Origin of the sequence: Acinetobacter sp. RW6 (assembly GCF_041956835.1) — a bacterium.
GTDB classification, from domain to species: Bacteria; Pseudomonadota; Gammaproteobacteria; order Pseudomonadales; family Moraxellaceae; genus Acinetobacter; species Acinetobacter calcoaceticus.
The window spans coordinates 3,638,571-3,659,170 of record NZ_CP167121.1 but is presented as its reverse complement, the minus strand read 5'-3'; the positions used below and the strand labels follow the sequence as shown (position 1 = coordinate 3,659,170).

Sequence of the window (20,600 nt, the reverse complement as noted above, 5' to 3'; positions counted from 1 at the left end):
TTATCCTATCTGGTCATTTCCATATCAAAACGCTGTATTGTGCGCTTTTCAGAGAAAATTAACAGCGACCAAAGCAATCAGTGCTGGAACTGCCTGAATATAAATAATCTTTTTACTGGCTGTCAGTCCGCCATAAATACCCGCAATGAGCACGCAACCTAAAAAGAAATTAGCAATGGATGTCGCAAACGGTGCATCTGCCAATAAAGACCAGAATAAACCCGCAGCCAAAAAGCCATTATAAAGACCTTGGTTTTGTGCCATCACTTTGGTGAGTTTTGCTTTTTCTGCATTATTTCCAAAGGCTTTCATGCCATAGGGCTTGTCCCACAAAAACATCTCTAACACTAAAATATAGACATGTAATATGGCAATTAAACCCACTAAAACTTGTCCGATCATACAATTTTCCTTTTTATTTTAAAGATATTAAAAAAAGATCAGTCTCTCGACTGATCTTTTAGTGTTTTACGGCTTTAACAATACTTTGCCTTGGCGAGCACCTTGTGTTGCTTTTTGGGCAGCAGTTTTAATCTCATCGAAACTAAATACGCCTTCTACAGGAAGGATTAATTTTTTCTGAGTTGCTAGCGTTAATAACTCGACAATAAGCTCTTTTTTACGTTCTGCTGGCATTTCTTTGTTGACCACACTCGCCCAGAAACCTTTTACAGTTGCTTGTTTAAAGATGAGATCACCAGATGAAATTTGCATGGTTTCACCTGTCATACTGCCAAACGAAACCAATAGGCTATTTTCACTAAGCAAGTTCAGCATTTCACCACTTGCACTTCCGCCAATCGAGTCCACACCAGCAATTAAAGGTTGGTCACCATGAAGCTGTTTAACTTGCTCTTTCCAGTTTGGCTGATCGGTTGCTACAACATGTTGAATGCCTAATGCTTGCATCTCTGCAATTGCATCAGTACGACGAACTAAATTAATTACGGGTAAACCACGTGCCTGCGCAATCATCGCAACCGTTTTACCTACTGCACCATTCGCCGTGTTTTGAATTAACCATTGACCCGGTTGAACATTTACAAAGTCCAACAGCATGAGGGCACTAATTGGCATACCAATCAGCTGTGCTGCTGTTTCGTCATCAATTTCATTATTGAGTGGAATAAGCCCTTGAGCTGGTGCAATAAAGTATTCAGCCCAACTACCATGCACAGCTGCAACTGCAATACGTTGCCCAACCTGTACATGAGTAACGCCTTCACCCAGCGCATCTACAATGCCAACAGCTTCACTACCACCAATAGCGGGTAAAGTAGGCTTGTAGCCATAACTTCCACGTACCGTCCATACATCATGGTTATGGATCGGAGACATGATTGTTTTAATTCGAACTTCGCCTGCTTTTGGTTCTGGCTTTGGCATATCCGCCTGCTCTAAAACGTCTACAGGTTCGCCAAAATTACCATGGATAATACTTCGCATGCTTTATTCCTCTATCGGTTTTAAGAGTTGTTGGGTGGTTTCTAAAGCTAGATGTAGATGTGCTTTATCTTGCGACAATTTTGTGAGTAAAGCGGCACCTAACCATAACTGATACATGACTTGCGCAGTTTTTAAAGGGTCAATGTGTTTTGGAATTGATCCTTCTTGTTGGCCTTCTTTGAGTAGCAAAGCCAAACGTTGCGTTAATTTGTACACACCGTCATTGAGAATTTGGCGCATATCTTCCGATAAATCGGAAACCTCGGCTGCCAGTTTCACAATCAGGCAGTTTTCAGCCCAGCTACCATTTACTGGGTCATCAATCCATGCCTGCCATAACGCCATTAAACGGGCGTGGGCACTTTGCTCACTGTGCTGCCAAAGCTGTTCCATACGAACTTTATAGTCAGCCATATATTGCTCTAGCAACGCACAGCCAAACGCCTCTTTCGAAGCAAAGTAGTGATAGAACGAACCTTTAGGTACGTCACAAGCCTTTAAGATTTCTTGTAAACCAACGCCGACAAACCCTTTGTGTAATACCAGCTCAAAACTGGTATCCAAAATGTGTTGTCGCGTGGTTTCACTTTTATTTAATCGTTTCATGCATACACAATACTCCACTATTAGACCAGTCGTCTAGTAAAATTATGTTGCTCATTAAAATTTGCTAAGAGTAGAAATCAAAAGAGAGGAATGTTAAAAATACAACCTGCTTAATTAAAAAAATTATGTCGATTGTCGTTTAACCGTCACAATTTGTCGCTTTAAATCATTTTGTACCACTTGAACAATTTTAAATCGTTATCATATATAGGGTCTGTTGTTTATAACCAGTCGCACAACACAAGACTGATCAATCAACACCTAAATTTTCATTAATACATAATTGAGATGTTTTATGAGCCAAAGTCATATCCGTATTCGAGGCGCACGTACCCATAATTTAAAAAATGTGTCTCTCGATATTCCACGCGATAAATTTGTGGTAATTACGGGGTTATCAGGTTCAGGAAAATCTTCTCTTGCCTTCGATACCCTCTATGCCGAAGGACAACGCCGCTATGTCGAATCACTTTCGGCCTATGCCCGTCAGTTTTTATCGCAAATGGAAAAACCTGAAGTAGACTCGATTGAAGGTTTATCTCCAGCCATTGCGATTGAGCAAAAATCTACCAGTCATAACCCACGTTCAACCGTGGGTACCATTACCGAAATTTATGACTATTTACGCTTGCTCTATGCGCGTGTCGGCACACCGTACTGCCCTGAACACGACTTGCCGATGGTTGCGCAAACTGTTTCTGAAATGGTCGATGCAGTAAAAACACTTGAAGAAGGCACAGCACTGATGTTGCTTGCCCCTGTAGTTCGTGAACGTAAAGGTGAATACAGCAACTTGTTCGAACAGCTACAAGGCCAAGGTTTTGTACGAGCACGTGTTGATGGTGAAATCATTGACATTGATACGCCACCTGAACTCGATAAAAAGAAAAAGCACACCATCGAAGTTGTTGTTGACCGTTTTAAAGTACGTGAAGATTTAGGTAACCGTATTGCCGAATCATTTGAAACTGCTTTACGTTTAGGTGGTGATATTGCGGTTTTGTCATGGATGAATGGCGAACACCCAGACCGCGTTTTTTCTGCAAAACACTCATGTCCTAAATGTGATCGTGCTGTGGCAGAACTTGAGCCTCGTTTATTTTCATTTAACAACCCATTTGGTGCCTGCCCTGTTTGTGATGGTTTAGGTACACGCAGTCATTTTAGCTCTGAAAAGCTCATTCCAAATCCTGAGCTTGCGATTAGTGAAGGTGCCATTCGTGGTTGGGATCGTCAACGTCCTTATTATTATTCAATGCTGCAAAAAGTTGCCGACCATTTTGGTTTCCAACTTGATACGCCTTGGAACCAGTTAGATAAAGATACTCAAAAGAAATTTTTACAAGGTACAGGTAAAGAAAAAGTAGATTTAAGCTATATCGACGAACGTGGCCGAAAACACACACGCGTACAACCTTTTGAAGGAATTTTGCCACACCTTGAACGCCGTTACCGTGAAACTGAAAGTAACTATGTACGAGACGATTTAGCTCAATATTTATCGAATGCGGCTTGCGATGCCTGCGATGGTTCACGTCTAAATGAAATTTCACGCAACGTTCGGGTCAAAGATAAGACGATTGCACAAATCACTAAGATGTCGATTGGTGATGCTGAAAACTATTATCAAGATCTCAATCTTGAAGGCGCTAAAGGCGAAATTGCAGATAAAATCTTTAAAGAGATTCGTGAACGTCTCCACTTTTTGGTGAGTGTTGGTCTGAACTATTTAAGTCTCGCTCGTTCGGCAGAAACCTTGTCAGGCGGTGAAGCTCAGCGTATTCGTCTCGCTTCGCAAATTGGTGCAGGTTTGATGGGCGTGATGTATGTACTCGATGAACCATCGATCGGTCTGCATCAACGTGATAATGACCGCCTACTACAAACCTTAATTCGCTTACGCGATCTCGGCAATACCGTACTTGTGGTTGAACATGACGAAGATGCGATTCGTGCTGCGGATCATATTATTGATATCGGACCTGGTGCAGGGATTCATGGTGGTGTCATTATCGGGGAAGGTAGCTATGACGAGATTGCAAGCAATAAAGACTCTCTTACAGGTCAATATCTTTCAGGCAGCCTAAAAATTGCGATACCTACACAGCGTACCCAATCACCACGCCCAGATGAATTCATCAAACTCTCTGGTGCAAGTGGTCATAACCTACAGAATGTCGATCTCACCATTCCACTTGGCATCATGACCTGTGTGACGGGCGTTTCAGGTTCTGGAAAGTCAACGTTAATTAATCGTACTTTATTACCTTTAGCTGCCACTCAACTCAATGGTGCAACTACGCTGACTGCAGAAAAGTTTGATTCGATTGATGGTTTACAGCATTTAGATAAAGTGGTTGATATTGACCAAAGTCCAATTGGTCGTACCCCACGTTCCAATCCTGCCACGTATACAGGTTTATTTACGCCTATTCGTGAGTTATTTGCGCAAACGCCTGAAGCCAAAGCGCGTGGTTATAGCGCAGGTCGTTTCTCGTTTAACGTGAAAGGTGGACGTTGTGAAGCTTGTGAAGGCGATGGCATGATCAAGGTCGCGATGCATTTCTTACCTGATATGTATGTGCCTTGTGATGCTTGTCATGGCAAGCGTTATAACCGTGAAACTTTAGAAGTTGGTTATAAAGGCAAGAACATTTCAGACGTATTAGAAATGACCGTTGAAGATGCAGCTGAGTTTTTTAATGCAATTCCTGTGATTCATCGTCGTTTAGATACTTTAATGCAAGTAGGTCTGGGATATATTCGTTTAGGTCAAGCTGCAACGACACTTTCAGGCGGTGAAGCGCAACGCGTTAAATTAGCTCGAGAGTTAGCAAAACGTGATACGGGTAAAACCTTATATATCTTGGATGAGCCGACGACAGGCTTACATTTCCATGATATTGCCAAGCTACTCGACATTTTGTACGAGCTACGCAACAAGGGTAATACCATTGTGGTGATTGAACATAACCTTGATGTGATTAAAACAGCGGACTGGGTTGTCGACTTGGGCCCTGAAGGTGGTTCAGGCGGTGGTATGATCATTGCCGAAGGCACACCTGAACAAGTGGCTGAGGTTGAGGTTTCACATACGGGCCGTTTCTTAAAACCGATGTTGAAGTAATTTATTGAATGAAAAAGCCGGAAATCATTTCCGGCTTTTTTTACCCCTCTACTGCATTTCGTCCTCGGGCTTTAGCTCTTAATAGCGAACGGTCAGCTTTCTCTAAGAGCTCTATCCAACTCGCCGCTCCTATCGCAAAACCAATACTGACAGACACATGCAATTTTTCATCTGAACCTGACAAATCAATTTCTTGTAAAGAAATGGCAATCCGAATTTTTTCTGCTAAAAGACGGGCATCTACAAATTGTACCTGCTCTAACAATATTAAAAACTCATCTCCGCCATAACGAACAATTAAATCTGAACTTCGAATATTTTGCTTTAATTGCTCAGCAATATTAACAATGACATGATCACCTACAATATGCCCATATTGGTCATTCACCTGTTTAAAACGATCAATATCTATAATCATTAAACAAGTCTGCGTAAATTTTTGAGGGTAACTTTCAACAATTTTTAAATATTCAGATAAAGCTAAACGGTTGGACACACCAGTTAATGGGTCTGTATTGGCTATATTCTTTAATTGAAATTCAAAAGCATCACGTTGTTGCAACATACGCTGTAATCGATCAATCGCCTCAAATAGAGAAAAAAATTCACCTTTTGTAGTTACATTCATCTCATCTGTGCAATGATCAGAACTATGCGATAAATCTAAAATTAAAGTCCTCGCTTTTATTAAAGGAGAAAACACCCTTCTTTGCGCATAATTAAGCGTAAGTAACGCGGTGGCTAGAGAAATTAAAGAAATTAATAACGTTAAGAGAAAATCATTTCGAGCAACTACATTCTCTTGAGTGGCAATTACAACACTTTCATCAAGAATATAACTTTGTAAATCAACCACGGTGGTAAATTTACCCACGATTGCTTCTGTCAATTGAGTGCCATTTAAATAATATGGCTCCCCTTTTTGGCTTTCTTCCAATAACTTTTCTACAATCGGAATACCCTTGTCTATAAATTCTGATTTCACTCGGGAATATAACCGACGGTATTCTAGGGTCTTTGCCTGTTCAGGCTGCAAGGTATCAACCAAAATCCATAAATATCTAGACTGATGCTGAGTTTGTAGAGAACGCGCACGATTATTACTTGGAATTTCTTCATTAAAGCTCACAGGAGCAATAATATTAGATGCCATACGTCCGGCCTGATCTCGCATATCGGTGAGAACTATAATCAGCGTAAAGTAATTAGAAATACGGCTATCTTTACTTTTTAGCTGCAACATCAGTTTTTGCAGTATTTCCCTACAATTATCCCATGCTCCAAACATCCCTAAAATGGCATTATCCATTTGGACGGAAGTTCTCGCTCCATATGGAATTTCACCATAATAGTCGACCACATGCCGAGCTTGTCTAAGATTTTCTTTGAAGTTGGTTTGCAACTCATTTGCTAATGAAACATAACCTGCTTGTTTTAAGATAAGAATACTTGTATCAATTTGCGCATCGACAATTAAACGAAATTTTTTTAATTCTTGCTGATTCTTTAATAAATCATCAGGACTGCTCGACATCATTTTATTGGCTGGAGCACGCTCCTTAGAAATTTTATAGGCAATATCGGCTACAGCTCTTAAACTTTTTATTTCGGCTAAGGCTTGTCTAGTTTTTATATAATCCTGATAGCTTCCCACAATGAGGGGAATCGCCATGAATAATAAGGACAAAATAATAATCAGCATAAAAAAGAACAGTCGATTACTAATGTGCTCTGAACGTAACCCTGACATTTCTAGCTGATACTCCGTAAATGTCCTGCCATTTTTACTACGATATAAATTAGGCTTAAATCCATCCTAGCATTTTAATAACTAGAATTTCATCAATAAACCCTTCATTTCTCTTTTAATAATTATACGGTTCCTACATTTTAGTAAGCTTAAATAATAAACGGGATCGAAAAATTGAATGATTTTTATAAAAAAACTCTATTTTACAGATTAAAAATTTTTAGCAATGATAGTAAAACATATTTAGTTATCCTCTTGGATGCACTTCTCCCAGCATCCACTGCCCAGCTTTAAGCTGGGTTCTTTTTGATCTATTATTTTCCAATAAATTTCATATAACTTTTCTTATAATTTTAAGATTTTCTTATAGATAAAAAAAAGCTCAACCTTGGGGAAAGCTGAGCTCGTAAAATCTGATGTGTTACACACATCGTATCTGGGAAAGCACTTTAAATCCTAAAAACGTTAGGTAGTGAACTTTGCAATTGAATTATGTGACTTATCTCTACTTTTGTAAAGTCGATTAAATTAATCAGAATTCAAAATTTAATCGATTTTTCAACTTAAAATAGAGATTTCTTTTATTTTATTCACTTATATAATAATTAAAAATAGTTAAATTTTTTAGTTAAACTAATCTAAATATTGTCAACTATTCCTCAAAATATTACAAATTCGATAAGAAAACGATGATTTTTTATTCGCATTGTAAACAATATTATACTTTTATTAATGTTAAAACCGATTAATACAATCTGTTTTTCCAATCAAAATTATAATAACTTTTAAACATTTAGTTCTAAATTCCCTATGAAATATAATTATTAGCTTCTTGTAAATGTTCATTTTTTTATCAGGTTGACAATTTACTTTTCATTTGAATATTTTTTCACCAATTTTAACATAAGTGTCAAATATCTTTAACATTCCTTTTTTTCATTATTGACTTCATAAATTGTTACAATACAATGGCCCCAGCTTTATCTCTTGTTATTGCTGGAAATGATTATGAAAAAACTTGGTTTAGCCACTGCTGTATTATTAGCCATGACCGGTGCTCATGCTTATCAATTTGAAGTTCAAGGTCAATCTGAATATGTTGACACAACTGCAAATGATAAAAACTTCACTGGTACTGCTCAAGGTACTTATTACTTAAAAAATGTTGATGCTTCTAAAGGTCCTTTAGCTGAAGCAGCTTTCTTAAACCAAGCATCTAACGTTTCTGTTGCTTATAACTATATTAAATATGATGAGAAAGACACTGTAAACGTTGAATCTCATACTTACGGTGTTAAAGGTGAAGCATACCTTCCAACTCCTTACCTACCAGTTTATGCTAGTGCATCTTACAACCACACTATCAATGACTTTAAAGATGGCGTAAGTGATGACAACGGTGACCGTTATGCATTAGAAGCTGGTGCAATGTTGTTACCTAACTTCTTAGTTGCTGTTGGTTATACAAGTGTTGCAGATCAAATTTCTTTAGATGCTTTCGGTGTAAATAAATACGGAATCGCTAAAGCAGTTGGTGAATCAGTTGCTATTGATGAAAAACAAGATGCTGTAACTGCTCGTACTAAATACGTTGGCAACATCGATGGTACTAATATGGCTATTGGTTTTGAAGCATTCGGTTTATTTGCTGAAGACAATGCTTATGGTATGAAAACTGACCTTTACGTGACTCCTAAGTTAAGTGTTGGTGCATCTTTTGCTGATGTGTCTGCATTTAATTCTGGTTATGATCATGTTTGGGGTGCTCACACTGAATACTTCATCACTCCTGCAGTAGCAGTTGGTGCTAACTTCGTTAAAGCAAATGCGACAGATGGCAACCCACGTGATACTCAGACTTATGGCTTAAATGCTAAATTCCGTTTCTAATTTAATTTAGAAATCGAATTAAAAAAGGACTCTATTGAGTCCTTTTTTATACCTAAATATTAGCTTCGTACAATATTTAAGAAATACAGATGACGTTCGTATTGATCAATAATGTCTTGAATTAAATCTTCTTGCGTCCAATCCATTACATCATAGTTCTGGCCACCTTCTCGTAAAAAGACTTCAGCCTGAAAATATTGCCCATCTTCTGCTTCTATACGCCCCATAAGAAAACTTGGTGGTAATGTTTCACGTGAAACAACTTTATAAATAAAATTAATTTCATTGTGATGATCTACCCTAAGCTGCATACCATCTTCAAGCTGACTAATTGAAACTTCTAAATGACGGCGTTTCAACTCATGCTTAATATTTTCAAAAGCGCGGCTCACCTGATTTTCAATATATTGCTTTACTTCGTCTTCACTATGAGGATAGTGCATGATTAATCCTAGACGCTGTTGCCAGCTTCGTGGATTATGAATAGCACGCGGTGTGATTCGTGCTTCTTGAATAGCAGTCATTTTAGTGACATCAAGATGCAACGCTTTGATTAATCCCCAACTCATTAACAGCATGACGACAGTAAATGGTAATGCACTCATAATGATTGAGGACTGAAGTGCAGCCAACCCACCCACCAATAATAAAATAATGGCGAGTACAGCCATAAGCACTGTCCAGAACAGACGTTGCCAAGTCGGTGAGTTTTCTGTTTTTGCAGTTAAATAGTCGGTGACTAATGCACCTGAGTCGGCCGAGGTCACAAAAAATAAAACCACTAAAACAGTTGCCAAGACATTCATTACCCCAGAGAAAGGTAAATGATTTAGAAATTCAAATAATGCGACTGATGAATCTTGTTGAACCGCCTGAATTAAGGTGGTTTGATGCTCATGGATAATGCTAAATAACGCAGCATTTCCTAAAAAGCCCATCCAGATAATGGTAAAGCCTGTTGGGATAAGCAAAACCCCAACAATAAATTCTCGAATGGTACGACCACGTGACACGCGGGCAATAAACATTCCCACAAATGGTGACCACGAAATCCACCATGCCCAATACAAGATCGTCCAGCCCCCAATCCATCCATTTGGCTGATAGGCATATAAATTGAATGTCATGGTAAAAAGGTTAGAGAGGTATTGCCCAGTATTTTGAATAGTGGTTTGGAGTAAATAAATGCTTGGGCCAGCAATAAAAATAAATACTAAGAGAATTACAGCTAAAACTAAGTTTATTTCTGATAAACGTTTTACACCTTTATCCAGACCTAAGAATACGGATAAAGAAGCCAAGATACTTACGAAAATAATGAGTAGAACTTGAACATGAGTACTTTGCTCTAGACCAAATAAATAATGTAAACCTGAATTGATCTGGGTTACCCCAAAGCCAAGAGATGTCGCGACACCAAATACAGTTCCAATCGTTGCAAAAATATCAATGCTATCGCCCAATGGGCCATAAATCTTTTTTCCAATCAGAGGATAAAGTGCGGAACGGGTCTTCAAAGGTAAATTATGTCTATAGGCAAAATAAGCTAAAGCCAGTCCGACTACAGCGTAAATCGCCCACGCATGTAACCCCCAGTGGAAAAAGGTTACTCTTAGTGCTTGCTGTGCTGCATCAATGGTTTGTGCCTCACCACTTGGGGGGTTAACGTAATGCATGACGGGTTCAGCAACACCGAAGAACATCAAACCAATCCCCATCCCTGCTGTAAACAGCATGGCGAACCAGGACCCATTATTATAATCAGGCTGGCTATGATCAGGCCCTAATTTAATACGTCCAATTGATGAACAGGCGATATAAATCAACAAGATGAGAAAGAAAGCAACAGATAAAACATAAAACCAGCTAAATGAATCAGTGATCCATTGTTTTAATTGTTGCGTTAGAAGCTCAAAAGAACTCGGAGCAATCACCACTACTGCTAAAAACAAAGCAATAATAATGACCGTACCAAAAAATACGTTAGGATTAACGTTTGCGAACCAACTGGACTGTTTGGAAGGCATAAATCCTCCATGTTATTTTAATGACGAGTGACAGGCTTAAATGCCAATAAGATATTCATAGAATGAACAAAGCTAAGGCTTTCAATAGAGAAAGCCGATAACACTCTAAATAAACTTAAAGAATATTGCAGTTACAAAGGTGTAAATAAATTAAAACACCTTCTACATTATTTATCTGAATTTTTTTTAGGGAGGTGGGTAATATATTGTAAAGCAATTAATCGAGTTACGATTAAAGTTAAATACATGACTCCACAGAACATTTGAAGCATGGCTAAAACGCGCGCTGGTGGGCTCAGAGGCATTAAATCAGATAAACCTGTAGCCGATTGCAAGCTAAAGCTGAGAAATAATAAATCTAACCAAGTCTGTAAATGGTGAACGTTATTTGGATTTTGAAAGCTAGACGGAAAAATAAGCTGACAAATGTTATATAAAAATGCAAAACCCCATGCAATAAGCGTAAAGACTGCTGCTGCTGCAAACAACTCATCTCTTGTTAAATACTGATCGGCAAACATATAACGAAATAAGCCATAAGCTGCTGAAAAGTAGGCTAGCGCTTCACAGCCATGTGCAAAAACCTGAACGTATAAATTGCTATAACCCAGTAAAATAAATACAGAGGATATAATCGCCCCACTCACAAATGTTAACCCGAGAAAAGTAAACATTGGGGTTTGACGAATAACCTTGGCAATAATGAGTAAGGCCAGCACGCCTAAAGCCCATGTAAGGGTGCGATAAAATACATCATGAAAAGTCAGCATGGCCAAAATGAGTAAGACAAATTGCACAAGCAGCAACCATGCAGAAGGTAGCAATCGAAAGCCCGCCCAGAACTCGATGATAGATCGCATTATTATTTTCCTTGTTTCATTGTGCTTTTTGGGGTCTAGCAAATCATACTGTACACAAAACAGGGCAAACAAGTTGTTCTTTATTAATATCTAAGCCCTAAATTGAAAATTAAATAAGTATAAAAAAAAGCCCCGTAGGGCTTTTTTAAGAATTAGCTAACAATATTGATCTTAGTGATCCGATGCACCAGATGCCCCAATACCTGTCATTGAACGAACATATTGAGCATCGAAAGCAGCACGCTCTTTTTTAGCACGTGCAGAGTTATCGGTAACCGAGAACAACCAACAGCAAAGGAAAGACAACGGCATTGCGAATAATGCAGGGCCATTGAATGGATTGATTGGTGTATCAGAGATTTTTAAAGTATCTACCCAAACTGCTTTAGATAGCACAATCAATACTACCGCTGTTACGAGACCAACCACACCACCAATAACTGCGCCACGAGTCGTTAAACCTTTCCAGAACATTGAAAGAACAAGAACTGGGAAGTTTGCACAGCAAGCTACAGAGAATGCCAAGCCTACCATGAACGCCACGTTTTGTTTTTCAAACAAAATACCCAAAATCATGGCAAAAATAGCCAAACCAAGTGTCGCAATTTTTGACATGCGAAGCTCTGAAGCAGGCGTCGTTTGACCTTTTTTGAATACGTTAGCGTATAAGTCGTGAGAGATTGCAGATGCGCCTGAAAGTGTTAAACCAGCAACAACAGCAAGAATGGTTGCGAACGCTACTGCTGAAATGAAGCCCATGAATAAGTCACCGCCTAAAGCGTCACTTAAATGCACGGCTGCCATATTGTTACCACCAACAAGCTCAAGTTTGCCTGTTACTGCCATTTTTGCAACATCAAGGAATTGCGGATTGTTTGATACGAAAAGAATCGCACCGAAACCAATAATGAAAGTTAAAAGGTAGAAGTAACCAATAAAACCTGTCGCAACCACAACTGATTTACGCGCTTCTTTTGCATCTTTTACTGTAAAGAAACGCATAAGGATGTGTGGAAGACCTGCTGTACCAAACATCAATGCCAGACCAAGAGACAAGGCATCAATCGGGTTTGCCGCAAGTTTACCCGGTCCCATAATTTTTGAAGCATCGGCCAAGCTTATATCATGTACTTTGCTGAAAACTTCAATTGATTGGGTAAACATGTTGCTGAAGCTGAAACCGACTGCTTTCATCACCATGAATGCCATGAAGGTTGCACCACTGAGTAACATTACCGCTTTGATAATTTGTACCCATGTCGTTGCCAACATGCCACCAAAAATTACGTAAGCCATCATCAATAGACCAACGATGACTACAGCAATATTGTAATTCAAACCAAATAGTAATTTGATGAGCTGACCCGCACCTACCATTTGAGCAATCAAATAAAATGCCACAACAACAAGTGAACTGATTGCAGCTAAAGTACGTACCGGTTTTTCTTCAAGACGGAATGAAACCACATCTGAAAGGTTATATTTACCAAGGTTACGTAAACGTTCTGCAACCAAGAATAAAACGATTGGCCAACCTACCATGAACCCAAGCGAGTAAAGTAAGCCATCAAAGCCCGAACTAAACACAAGTGCAGAAATACCAAGGAAAGATGCAGCAGACATATAGTCACCCGCAATTGCCAGACCATTCTGGAAACCGCTGATACCACCACCGGCTGTATAGAAGTCTTGTGTTGATTGGGTTTGCTTGGCAGCCCACTTAGTAATGAACAAAGTGAAACCAACAAAAATTAAGAACATGATGATGGCATGCCAGTTGGTTGCTTGTTGTTCAGCTTCTCCCAGATCTGGACTCGCCATAGCCACTGTTGAATATAGCGATGCTGCTGCCAATAAAGCTTTCGCCTTTAATGAATTCCATTTCATATTAGTGTAGTCCTTTCTCATGCGTGATGGCTTCAACTTCCTTCAACGCTTCTGCACTCAACTGGTCAAGGGTCCTATTTGCGATAAAAGAATACACGCCACACAGAAGGAAAGATAAAACGATAATTCCTAAACCTAGCGGGATTCCCCATGTCGTTACACCACCACTAAATGAACTCATCAAAAATTCTTTGTTGTAGCCTACAAGCAGCATAAAACCCACATAAAGAATTAACATAATGATTGTTAGCGTCCAACTTAATGCACTTTTTTTCTTGACCATCTTTTGAAACTTTGGATTGCGTAGAATCTGTTCTACTTGGTTCTGATCCATAACCAAACTCCTTGCCTGTGTCCAGCCTTGGCCACTTTTTTAATAGTAGTTTCTCAGGATTTAAGTTAGCAAAATTCCTTGTAATTCGTAACTTAGACTTTGGTCGTTAAAATTTAATCAATTTATAGCTTTGTTTCTGCTTGGGGTATGATAGGCACAAGGTTCTAATCATGTGAGTCATATGAACAGCTGGCTGATTATTGGGGTACTCACCCTTTATATAGCACTCTTATTTATTTGTGCTTTTTTTGGTGAAAAGCATGCCAGCCGTCTGAGTACACGTGGCCGCATGTTCTTGTTCAGCTTAACCCTAGGCGTTTACTGCTCATCATGGACATTTTACGGCGCAACTGGAGCCGCTGTTCGCGAAGGCGTGATTTTCTTACCGATTTACTTAGGTCCACTCTTATTTGTCTGGTTCGGCTATGACATTTGGCGACGTTTAGGCCGAGTACGCCAACACCATGCTATTTCATCAATTGCCGACTTTATTGCTGCACGTTACGGGAAAAGTGGGGTATTGGCATCACTGGTTACCATTTTGGCCGTAATCGCAATTATTCCCTATCTGGCCTTACAGCTACGTGCGATTGCTTTAAGTACGTCGGTCATTATGGAACAGAATGCTCATATCCATACAACCACCAATAGTGTTTTGCTTTTAACCAGTGTACTGGCTATTTTGGCCATGATTTTTGGCACAAGACAAATCGCAAATACCGAGCAACATGGCGGCCTCATGCTCGCCGTCGCATTTGAGTCCTTTGTAAAATTATTCGCACTCATTTGCGTCGCTTTATTTTTTATTTTTGAAACACCAGCGAACCTAGTCCAAGTTACAGCCGATGTGAACCAAACCTTTCAGGAAGTTCAGTTGTTTGGAGTACCTGAAACATTCTGGATTCAGACTTTATTGGCAGGTTTAGCAATTATCTGCCTGCCACGTCAGTTTCATGTGGCAGTAGTCGAGCTGCGTGACGAAAAGCATATCCGTGGTGCGCGTAAATGGTTTGCGGTTTATCTCATTTTAACAATTTTAGCCATTATTCCGATCGCAAGCTGGGCGTTGCATGCAGCACCAAAGTTCTTGACTGTACCCGATGTTGCCGTGTTGTCATTACCCCTTAGCTATAACCAAGAAGGGCTGGCTTTACTGGCTTTTTTAGGTGGGTTCTCTGCATCGACAGGCATGTTACTGGTTTCATCAGTTGCCTTGTCCATTATGCTGAGTAATGACTTAATTATGCCTGCGCTCTGGCGTTTTAAAGTGCTCTCGCGCCATGATAAACATCTTCCTAAAGTTCTTAAGTTTAGTCGCCGCATTAGTATTGTTGCAGTGATGCTACTTGGCTTTTTATTCTTCCATTTCTTTAATGATATTAACCAACTTTCGGTATTTGGCTTATTAGCTTTTAGTGCTGTCGCTCAATTTGCCCCTGCTCTTATTGGGGGTTTGTACTGGCGTGGTGGAAGTCGTCAGGGCGTATATGCGGGACTCATCATTGGATTTTTAATGTGGAGTTATACTTTACTATTTCCAACGATCTTACGTAGTTTGCCTGAAGCCTATCAGGAAGCGGCTCAGAGTATTTTGCTTTTTGGCCCTTTTGGAATCAATGCGCTACGTCCTGAATCATTATTTGGTTTTGAATCATTTGCACCACTTACACATGGTGTAATTTGGTCGCTTGGTTTAAATATTGTTTTATATATCTGGATTTCTAAACTCTACCGCCCAAGTGTGGCAGAGCAAATTCAGGCTGAAAGTTTCTTCTATTATGAAACAAAACCATTGCCATCACCGCACACTTCTACCGATTTAACCTATTTACCGCATGATGCAGCACGTTTAAAAGTAGGTGATCTCTTTGCACTTGCCAAAAGAATTACGGGTGAGCAACCAACAACACAAGCCTTTGAAAATTTCTGTGAACAAAATCATTTAATTCTTAATGAAAATAGTATTGCGAATGGTATGTGGTGGCGGTTTACCGAGCAATATCTAGCCGGCATTATTGGGGCAGCCTCTGCACGTACTTTGCTCACTACAGCAATGATTAATAATGGTCTGGCTTTAGGCCAAGTGGCTAATATTCTGGACCAAGCCTCGCAATGGCAACGTTTTAACCAAAACCTGCTCATGACCATGATTGACCACATGACCCAAGGGGTAAGTGTGGTTGATAAAAATATGTGTCTGGTGGCGTGGAACAACCAATATTTAAAACTGTTTGGTTACCCTAAAGACTTAGTGTACGTTGGCTGTCCAATTGCAGACTTAATTCGTTATAACGCTGAACGCGGTGAATGTGGCCCTGGTTCAGTCGAAGAGCATGTACGCAAACGTTTGCACTGGATGAAAGTTGGAAGTGCTCATGAATTTGAACGAATCCGTAAAGATGGTCGGGTAATTCAAATGCGCGGTAATCCTATTTCAGGTGGAGGCTTTGTGACAACATTCGCCGACATTACTCCTTTCCGTACAAATGAGGCAATACTCGAAGCCCGTGTAAAAAACAGAACCCAGCAGCTTGCCGATGCATTAACCGAACAGCAACTTGCACGTGAACAAGCCGATATGGCGAATATGTCAAAAAGCCGCTTTATCGCTGCGGCAAGCCATGACTTATTACAGCCAATGCATGCCGCTCGCCTGTTTAGCACCGTTCTTGAACAGAGCATCGCAACCGAAGAAGACCGTCAGACTTTGCAGCAACTTGATCGTGCTCTATATGGTGCAGAAAGCATGCTCTCTGCCCTACTCGATATTGCCCGTTTAGAAGGCGGCAGCATACAGCCAAAAAGGCAGCCTTATCCGTTACATGATTTACTCAGCGATCTTGAACTACAGTTTAAATCGATTGCTGCTCAGCGAAATATTTCACTCAAAGTTCATGATGTATCTTTTTGGATTGATACAGATCCACAGTGGATTCGACGTATTATTCAAAACTTTGTCAGTAATGCTTTGCGCTATACAGCAAAAGGCCGAGTGGTTGTGGGTGTTCTACGCTCGGCGCAACAGTCGGGTCATATTCGTATTGGCGTGTGGGATACAGGTCCCGGAATTGCCGAAGAACAGAGAATTAAACTGTTTCAAGAATTTGAACGTTGTGGACATTTATCACCTTGGGGTGAACAAGGTTTAGGCTTAGGGCTTGCTATTGTGCAGCGTATGACAGGTTTGTTGAATTATCCTGTTCATGTCTACTCAGAGCTCAATAAAGGCTCATGCTTTATGATTGAAGTTCCAGTCGTAGAAGCGCCAAAAGTGATTACCCCAACCGTGCAGACAGTACCATTAAAAACTAAGGCCTACCGTATTTTATGTCTGGACAACGATGAAACTATTTTAGAAGGTATGAGTAGTTTACTAGGTAAATGGGGCTATCAGGTCTTTAAAGCCACCGAGCCAGAACAGGCGCTTGAGATTATTCAAAAGGAAAATATTCAAGTCTGGCTCATTGACCAACACTTGAATCACAACCAACTCGGCGTCGATTTTATTATGCAAAATCGACAGCACGATATTCCAGTTGCTTTAATTACCGCTGACTCTCATCCAGAGTTACCTCAGCAGCTTAAAGAGTTGAATATTGTTTTACTTAAGAAGCCGCTTAAACCAGCTTCATTAAGAGCTTGGTTATCTGGGCTTAAAATTGCCAGCACAGCAGACTAATGATTTGTCTCTCCCAAGCCGTTTATGGGTTTGGGAGAAATTGTTGGCAAAAATTAATGGCTGAATTTAAGCCAATAGGCAGAACTGCTCAAAAAGTCTACTTTTACCCAAGAAATAATTGACCAAACTTTCCAATGCCCCTTTTCCTATGGCAAAGCCCACCTTTTTTGTAAGTGAACACGTGTACACCTAGTTACAATTTAATAAGCTTATATTTTTTAAAGGAAAATAAACCATAAAACCCCATATAAAACTTTAGTCGTATATCACTTGCATTCTTCATGTTCCATAAATAATCGATGTGCATTTTATATGCTTCAAAATTTCGAAACCCATTTCTAATTTATAAAACATCCATACCAACTTATTAATGCAAAGGACAATTGCCATGAATACTTTTGATACATCCCCACAAGGGCAACTCTCATCTCAGCAATTTTATCGTCAATACAGTGCCAATGCGTTACTTCCGGAATTAGATTGGCAAAGCATTTTTCCCAATAGCAAACTCAATGAAGCACATATCAAAGCATTAAATACCATTTATCAGTGTGCCGTTCCGCTTGCGCTCAATATTTTTCATGATTTGAATTTTGATGTCTTTGCCCCAGCAGCTTACCATCCACAAGGTTTGGGCTTATTTGATAAATTAGGGCAACAAGAAGAAAACTTCTTACAAGTCCTCACGGCAGAAAGTGAAAATCTAGATCACGATACGCGTCATCAAATCTGGAGCATGCTGCTTCGCGGTGGTGCTGTGCTTGTTTTCAAAGCTTGGCTTGGTCATGTCAAACTTGGAGAAAATCAATTAGACATGACTCAGTTTGATGAACTCTCTGATTTACTCTTTATTAAGACTCATCCAGATCAACTTGCTGAACGTCTACATGTTGATGAAAAAGCAAAACTCGACCATATCTTCTTAATGTATGGCAACGATATTTTTCTAGATCGATTCAACAGTCTTGAAACAGCTGCACTATTTGTGGATTTGGGTGTTTATGATGCTGCTTTCTTAAGCTTGCGTGATGACCGTGTCGCGGAATATTTAAAAATGAAACGTTATGTGACGCAAGAACAGATCGATGATTTGCAATCTGCACTCAACCCATTGTATTGCGACAGCCTAACCCCAAAACAGGATTGCCTTGCTTAATTCACACATATAAAAAAGACCTCAATCGAGGTCTTTTTTTTTAATTTTTAGATTTTTCTATCTTCAATATTTAATGCACTAATTGCCAGTACCGCCTGTGTCCGGTTTTGTACACCCAATTTTCTAAAGATGGCTGTCACATGGGCTTTAATCGTTGCTTCTGAGACATCGAGCTCGTAGGCAATCTGTTTATTTAATAAGCCTTCTGCAACCATCATCAAAACACGGAACTGCTGTGGTGTTAATGACTGAATACGTTCTGCCAATGCAGTTTCATCTGCCGCTCGCGGGTCAAGATTAAGGTTAGATGGCAAGTTAGGCGGCAACCAGATATCACCTTCTAAGACCTGACGAATCGCTTCACCAATATGACTTGGATGCGCAGATTTAGGAATATAACCCATCGCGCCATGTGCAATCGCACGCTGAATGATTGAAGTTTCTTCATGTGCAGAAACCACAATAATTGGAATAGCTGGATACTGTGCTCGCACATAAACCAAAGCAGAAAAGCCTGAAGCACCCGGTAAATTTAAATCGAGCAATACCAGATCAGGTTCTGCCCCATTTTCCAAACGCTCATAAAACTCATCAACCGAAGCTGTTTCATGAATTTGTGCCTGTGGCAGGCTATAACGTACTGCTTGAATTAAAGCATGACGAAACAAAGGATGATCATCAACGATTAAAATGTTCATAAGCGATTAAAGTAATCTTGAGCATAATTATGGCCTATTGTAACCCTACTATTTAGATGAAAGATACGTTCATCTTATCCATTTTTATGCAAAATGTTGATAAATGCAGAACTTAGCAAAAATTTTTAGATGTTTTTTAACTTTTAATCAAAATTAATCTGTTTTTTATATAAGCTTCCTTTTTATTATAAAAAATATATCACCAATAATTATATAAAATAAAAACAATAACTTAATAAAAAAACAAAGTATAAAAATCCACTATTTATCTTTTATATTTAAAACAGATAAGGTTGACCAATTTCGTTATTTTACAGTTTACCGTCGTTGTTGATTAATAGGTCCAATCACCTTTTTTAGGCTTAGGAACCAAATTATGACTGGTATCACATCACCAAAACCTTTGAATATTGTTGCTGTTTCTGGTGGCTTAAATACCCCATCTAAAACGGAAAGTCTGGTTCAAGCCATTCTTGATGAATTATCTGAAGCAATCGATATTAAAGTTCATTTCATTAAATTAAGCGAAATTGGGCCTTTATTAGGCGGTGCATTTTATCGCAACCAACTTCCACAGCGTGTACAAGATGACCTTGCAGCGGTTGAAGCAGCAGATGCTTTAATTGTAGGTACACCTGTTTACCGTGCTTCTTTTACAGGTCTATTCAAACATTTCTTCGATTTTGTTGAGCAAACTGCCTTGGTCGATGTGCCTGTACTTTTAGCAGCATCAGGCGGTAGTGATCGCCATGCGCTTGTACTAGAGCATCAACTACGTCCATTGTTTAGCTTCTTCCAAGCACAAACTTTACCAATTGGCGTATATGCAACAGATCGCGACTTTACCCCTGAATACACGGTTAAAAGTGAGCAATTAGCAGATCGTATTACGCTAGCAGTAGCTCGCGCATTACCAATTTTAGAATGGGCACCAGCCAAAGGTAAGCGTGCTGAAGTGGTTAAATCTAAATCACAGCAAGCGAACCAAGAGCTTGGGATTAATAAACAGATTGAGCAAGAAGAAGTCTTACCTTCAGCAGCTGTCCCAGATCTTGATGCGGCAGAGTCTCGCTTGCATCACAAGTCTGGCAAATCATTAACGCATGTTGCCTAACTGCAGCATGCTTGAATAAAAATAAC

14 protein-coding genes are annotated in these 20,600 nt (G+C 39.6%); 5 read left to right on the top strand and 9 right to left on the bottom strand.

Going from position 1 to position 20,600, the window contains the following annotated elements:
• Positions 1 to 48: 48 nt before the first annotated feature.
• From ACB088_RS17250 to ACB088_RS17240, 3 genes are all read right to left on the bottom strand, one after another.
• Positions 49 to 402: a DUF1304 domain-containing protein gene (locus ACB088_RS17250; RefSeq protein ID WP_045433671.1), complete on the bottom strand. Its 354-nt coding sequence runs from the start codon at positions 400 to 402 to the stop codon at positions 49 to 51.
• A gap of 66 nt (positions 403 to 468) precedes the next feature.
• Positions 469 to 1,446: a zinc-binding dehydrogenase gene (locus ACB088_RS17245; protein WP_005038076.1), complete on the bottom strand. Its 978-nt coding sequence runs from the start codon at positions 1,444 to 1,446 to the stop codon at positions 469 to 471.
• 3 nt (positions 1,447 to 1,449) lie between these two features.
• Positions 1,450 to 2,052 (bottom strand): TetR/AcrR family transcriptional regulator, encoded by a 603-nt coding sequence (locus ACB088_RS17240; protein ID WP_198496638.1) that lies wholly within the window; start codon positions 2,050 to 2,052, stop codon positions 1,450 to 1,452.
• Positions 2,053 to 2,347: 295 nt separating this feature from the next.
• On the opposite strand from ACB088_RS17240, the gene uvrA reads away from it, so the two are divergent.
• Positions 2,348 to 5,179: an excinuclease ABC subunit UvrA gene (gene uvrA / locus ACB088_RS17235; RefSeq protein WP_375037549.1), complete on the top strand. Its 2,832-nt coding sequence runs from the start codon at positions 2,348 to 2,350 to the stop codon at positions 5,177 to 5,179.
• Between the two features lie 40 nt (positions 5,180 to 5,219).
• Here the strand turns inward: uvrA and ACB088_RS17230 are convergent, their stop codons facing one another.
• Positions 5,220 to 6,929 (bottom strand): GGDEF domain-containing protein, encoded by a 1,710-nt coding sequence (locus ACB088_RS17230; RefSeq protein ID WP_375037548.1) that lies wholly within the window; start codon positions 6,927 to 6,929, stop codon positions 5,220 to 5,222.
• A gap of 1,008 nt (positions 6,930 to 7,937) precedes the next feature.
• On the opposite strand from ACB088_RS17230, the gene omp33-36 reads away from it, so the two are divergent.
• Positions 7,938 to 8,819, top strand: a complete 882-nt coding sequence (omp33-36, locus tag ACB088_RS17225; protein WP_045433686.1) for a porin Omp33-36 — start codon at positions 7,938 to 7,940, stop codon at positions 8,817 to 8,819.
• 59 nt (positions 8,820 to 8,878) lie between these two features.
• On the opposite strand, the gene ACB088_RS17220 is transcribed toward omp33-36, so the two are convergent.
• From ACB088_RS17220 to ACB088_RS17205, 4 genes are all read right to left on the bottom strand, one after another.
• The gene (locus ACB088_RS17220) at positions 8,879 to 10,846 is read right to left on the bottom strand and encodes a BCCT family transporter (RefSeq protein WP_375037547.1); all 1,968 of its coding nucleotides are present in this window, start codon (positions 10,844 to 10,846) and stop codon (positions 8,879 to 8,881) included.
• Between the two features lie 167 nt (positions 10,847 to 11,013).
• Positions 11,014 to 11,706: an ion channel gene (locus tag ACB088_RS17215; RefSeq protein ID WP_209734440.1), complete on the bottom strand. Its 693-nt coding sequence runs from the start codon at positions 11,704 to 11,706 to the stop codon at positions 11,014 to 11,016.
• A 171-nt stretch (positions 11,707 to 11,877) separates the two neighbouring features.
• On the bottom strand, positions 11,878 to 13,593 hold the full coding sequence (locus ACB088_RS17210; protein WP_133747344.1) for a cation acetate symporter: 1,716 nt from the start codon (positions 13,591 to 13,593) through the stop codon (positions 11,878 to 11,880).
• 1 nt (position 13,594) lies between these two features.
• On the bottom strand, positions 13,595 to 13,927 hold the full coding sequence (locus tag ACB088_RS17205; RefSeq protein WP_092708405.1) for a DUF485 domain-containing protein: 333 nt from the start codon (positions 13,925 to 13,927) through the stop codon (positions 13,595 to 13,597).
• Positions 13,928 to 14,108: 181 nt separating this feature from the next.
• On the opposite strand from ACB088_RS17205, the gene ACB088_RS17200 reads away from it, so the two are divergent.
• Together ACB088_RS17200 and ACB088_RS17195 are read left to right on the top strand one after the other, a co-directional pair.
• Entirely contained in the window at positions 14,109 to 17,606 is a 3,498-nt protein-coding gene (locus tag ACB088_RS17200) for a PAS domain-containing hybrid sensor histidine kinase/response regulator (protein ID WP_199989280.1), read from the top strand.
• A gap of 388 nt (positions 17,607 to 17,994) precedes the next feature.
• On the top strand, positions 17,995 to 18,762 hold the full coding sequence (locus tag ACB088_RS17195; RefSeq protein WP_198496644.1) for a hypothetical protein: 768 nt from the start codon (positions 17,995 to 17,997) through the stop codon (positions 18,760 to 18,762).
• 47 nt (positions 18,763 to 18,809) lie between these two features.
• Here the strand turns inward: ACB088_RS17195 and ACB088_RS17190 are convergent, their stop codons facing one another.
• Positions 18,810 to 19,460, bottom strand: coding sequence for a response regulator transcription factor (locus ACB088_RS17190; RefSeq protein ID WP_003654038.1), 651 nt, complete (start codon positions 19,458 to 19,460; stop codon positions 18,810 to 18,812).
• Positions 19,461 to 19,836: 376 nt separating this feature from the next.
• Here ACB088_RS17190 and msuE point away from each other — a divergent pair, with 376 nt between their 5' ends.
• Positions 19,837 to 20,574, top strand: coding sequence for an FMN reductase (gene msuE / locus ACB088_RS17185; RefSeq protein WP_092708413.1), 738 nt, complete (start codon positions 19,837 to 19,839; stop codon positions 20,572 to 20,574).
• Positions 20,575 to 20,600 lie beyond the last annotated feature (26 nt).

Coding starts and splice junctions, on each gene's coding strand:
- ACB088_RS17250 (WP_045433671.1), bottom strand. CDS start 402: ATGATCGGACAAGTTTTAGTGGGTTTAATTGCCATATTACATGTCTAT.
- ACB088_RS17245 (WP_005038076.1), bottom strand. CDS start 1,446: ATGCGAAGTATTATCCATGGTAATTTTGGCGAACCTGTAGACGTTTTA.
- ACB088_RS17240 (WP_198496638.1), bottom strand. CDS start 2,052: ATGAAACGATTAAATAAAAGTGAAACCACGCGACAACACATTTTGGAT.
- uvrA (WP_375037549.1), top strand. CDS start 2,348: ATGAGCCAAAGTCATATCCGTATTCGAGGCGCACGTACCCATAATTTA.
- ACB088_RS17230 (WP_375037548.1), bottom strand. CDS start 6,929: ATGTCAGGGTTACGTTCAGAGCACATTAGTAATCGACTGTTCTTTTTT.
- omp33-36 (WP_045433686.1), top strand. CDS start 7,938: ATGAAAAAACTTGGTTTAGCCACTGCTGTATTATTAGCCATGACCGGT.
- ACB088_RS17220 (WP_375037547.1), bottom strand. CDS start 10,846: ATGCCTTCCAAACAGTCCAGTTGGTTCGCAAACGTTAATCCTAACGTA.
- ACB088_RS17215 (WP_209734440.1), bottom strand. CDS start 11,706: ATGCGATCTATCATCGAGTTCTGGGCGGGCTTTCGATTGCTACCTTCT.
- ACB088_RS17210 (WP_133747344.1), bottom strand. CDS start 13,593: ATGAAATGGAATTCATTAAAGGCGAAAGCTTTATTGGCAGCAGCATCG.
- ACB088_RS17205 (WP_092708405.1), bottom strand. CDS start 13,927: ATGGATCAGAACCAAGTAGAACAGATTCTACGCAATCCAAAGTTTCAA.
- ACB088_RS17200 (WP_199989280.1), top strand. CDS start 14,109: ATGAACAGCTGGCTGATTATTGGGGTACTCACCCTTTATATAGCACTC.
- ACB088_RS17195 (WP_198496644.1), top strand. CDS start 17,995: ATGAATACTTTTGATACATCCCCACAAGGGCAACTCTCATCTCAGCAA.
- ACB088_RS17190 (WP_003654038.1), bottom strand. CDS start 19,460: ATGAACATTTTAATCGTTGATGATCATCCTTTGTTTCGTCATGCTTTA.
- msuE (WP_092708413.1), top strand. CDS start 19,837: ATGACTGGTATCACATCACCAAAACCTTTGAATATTGTTGCTGTTTCT.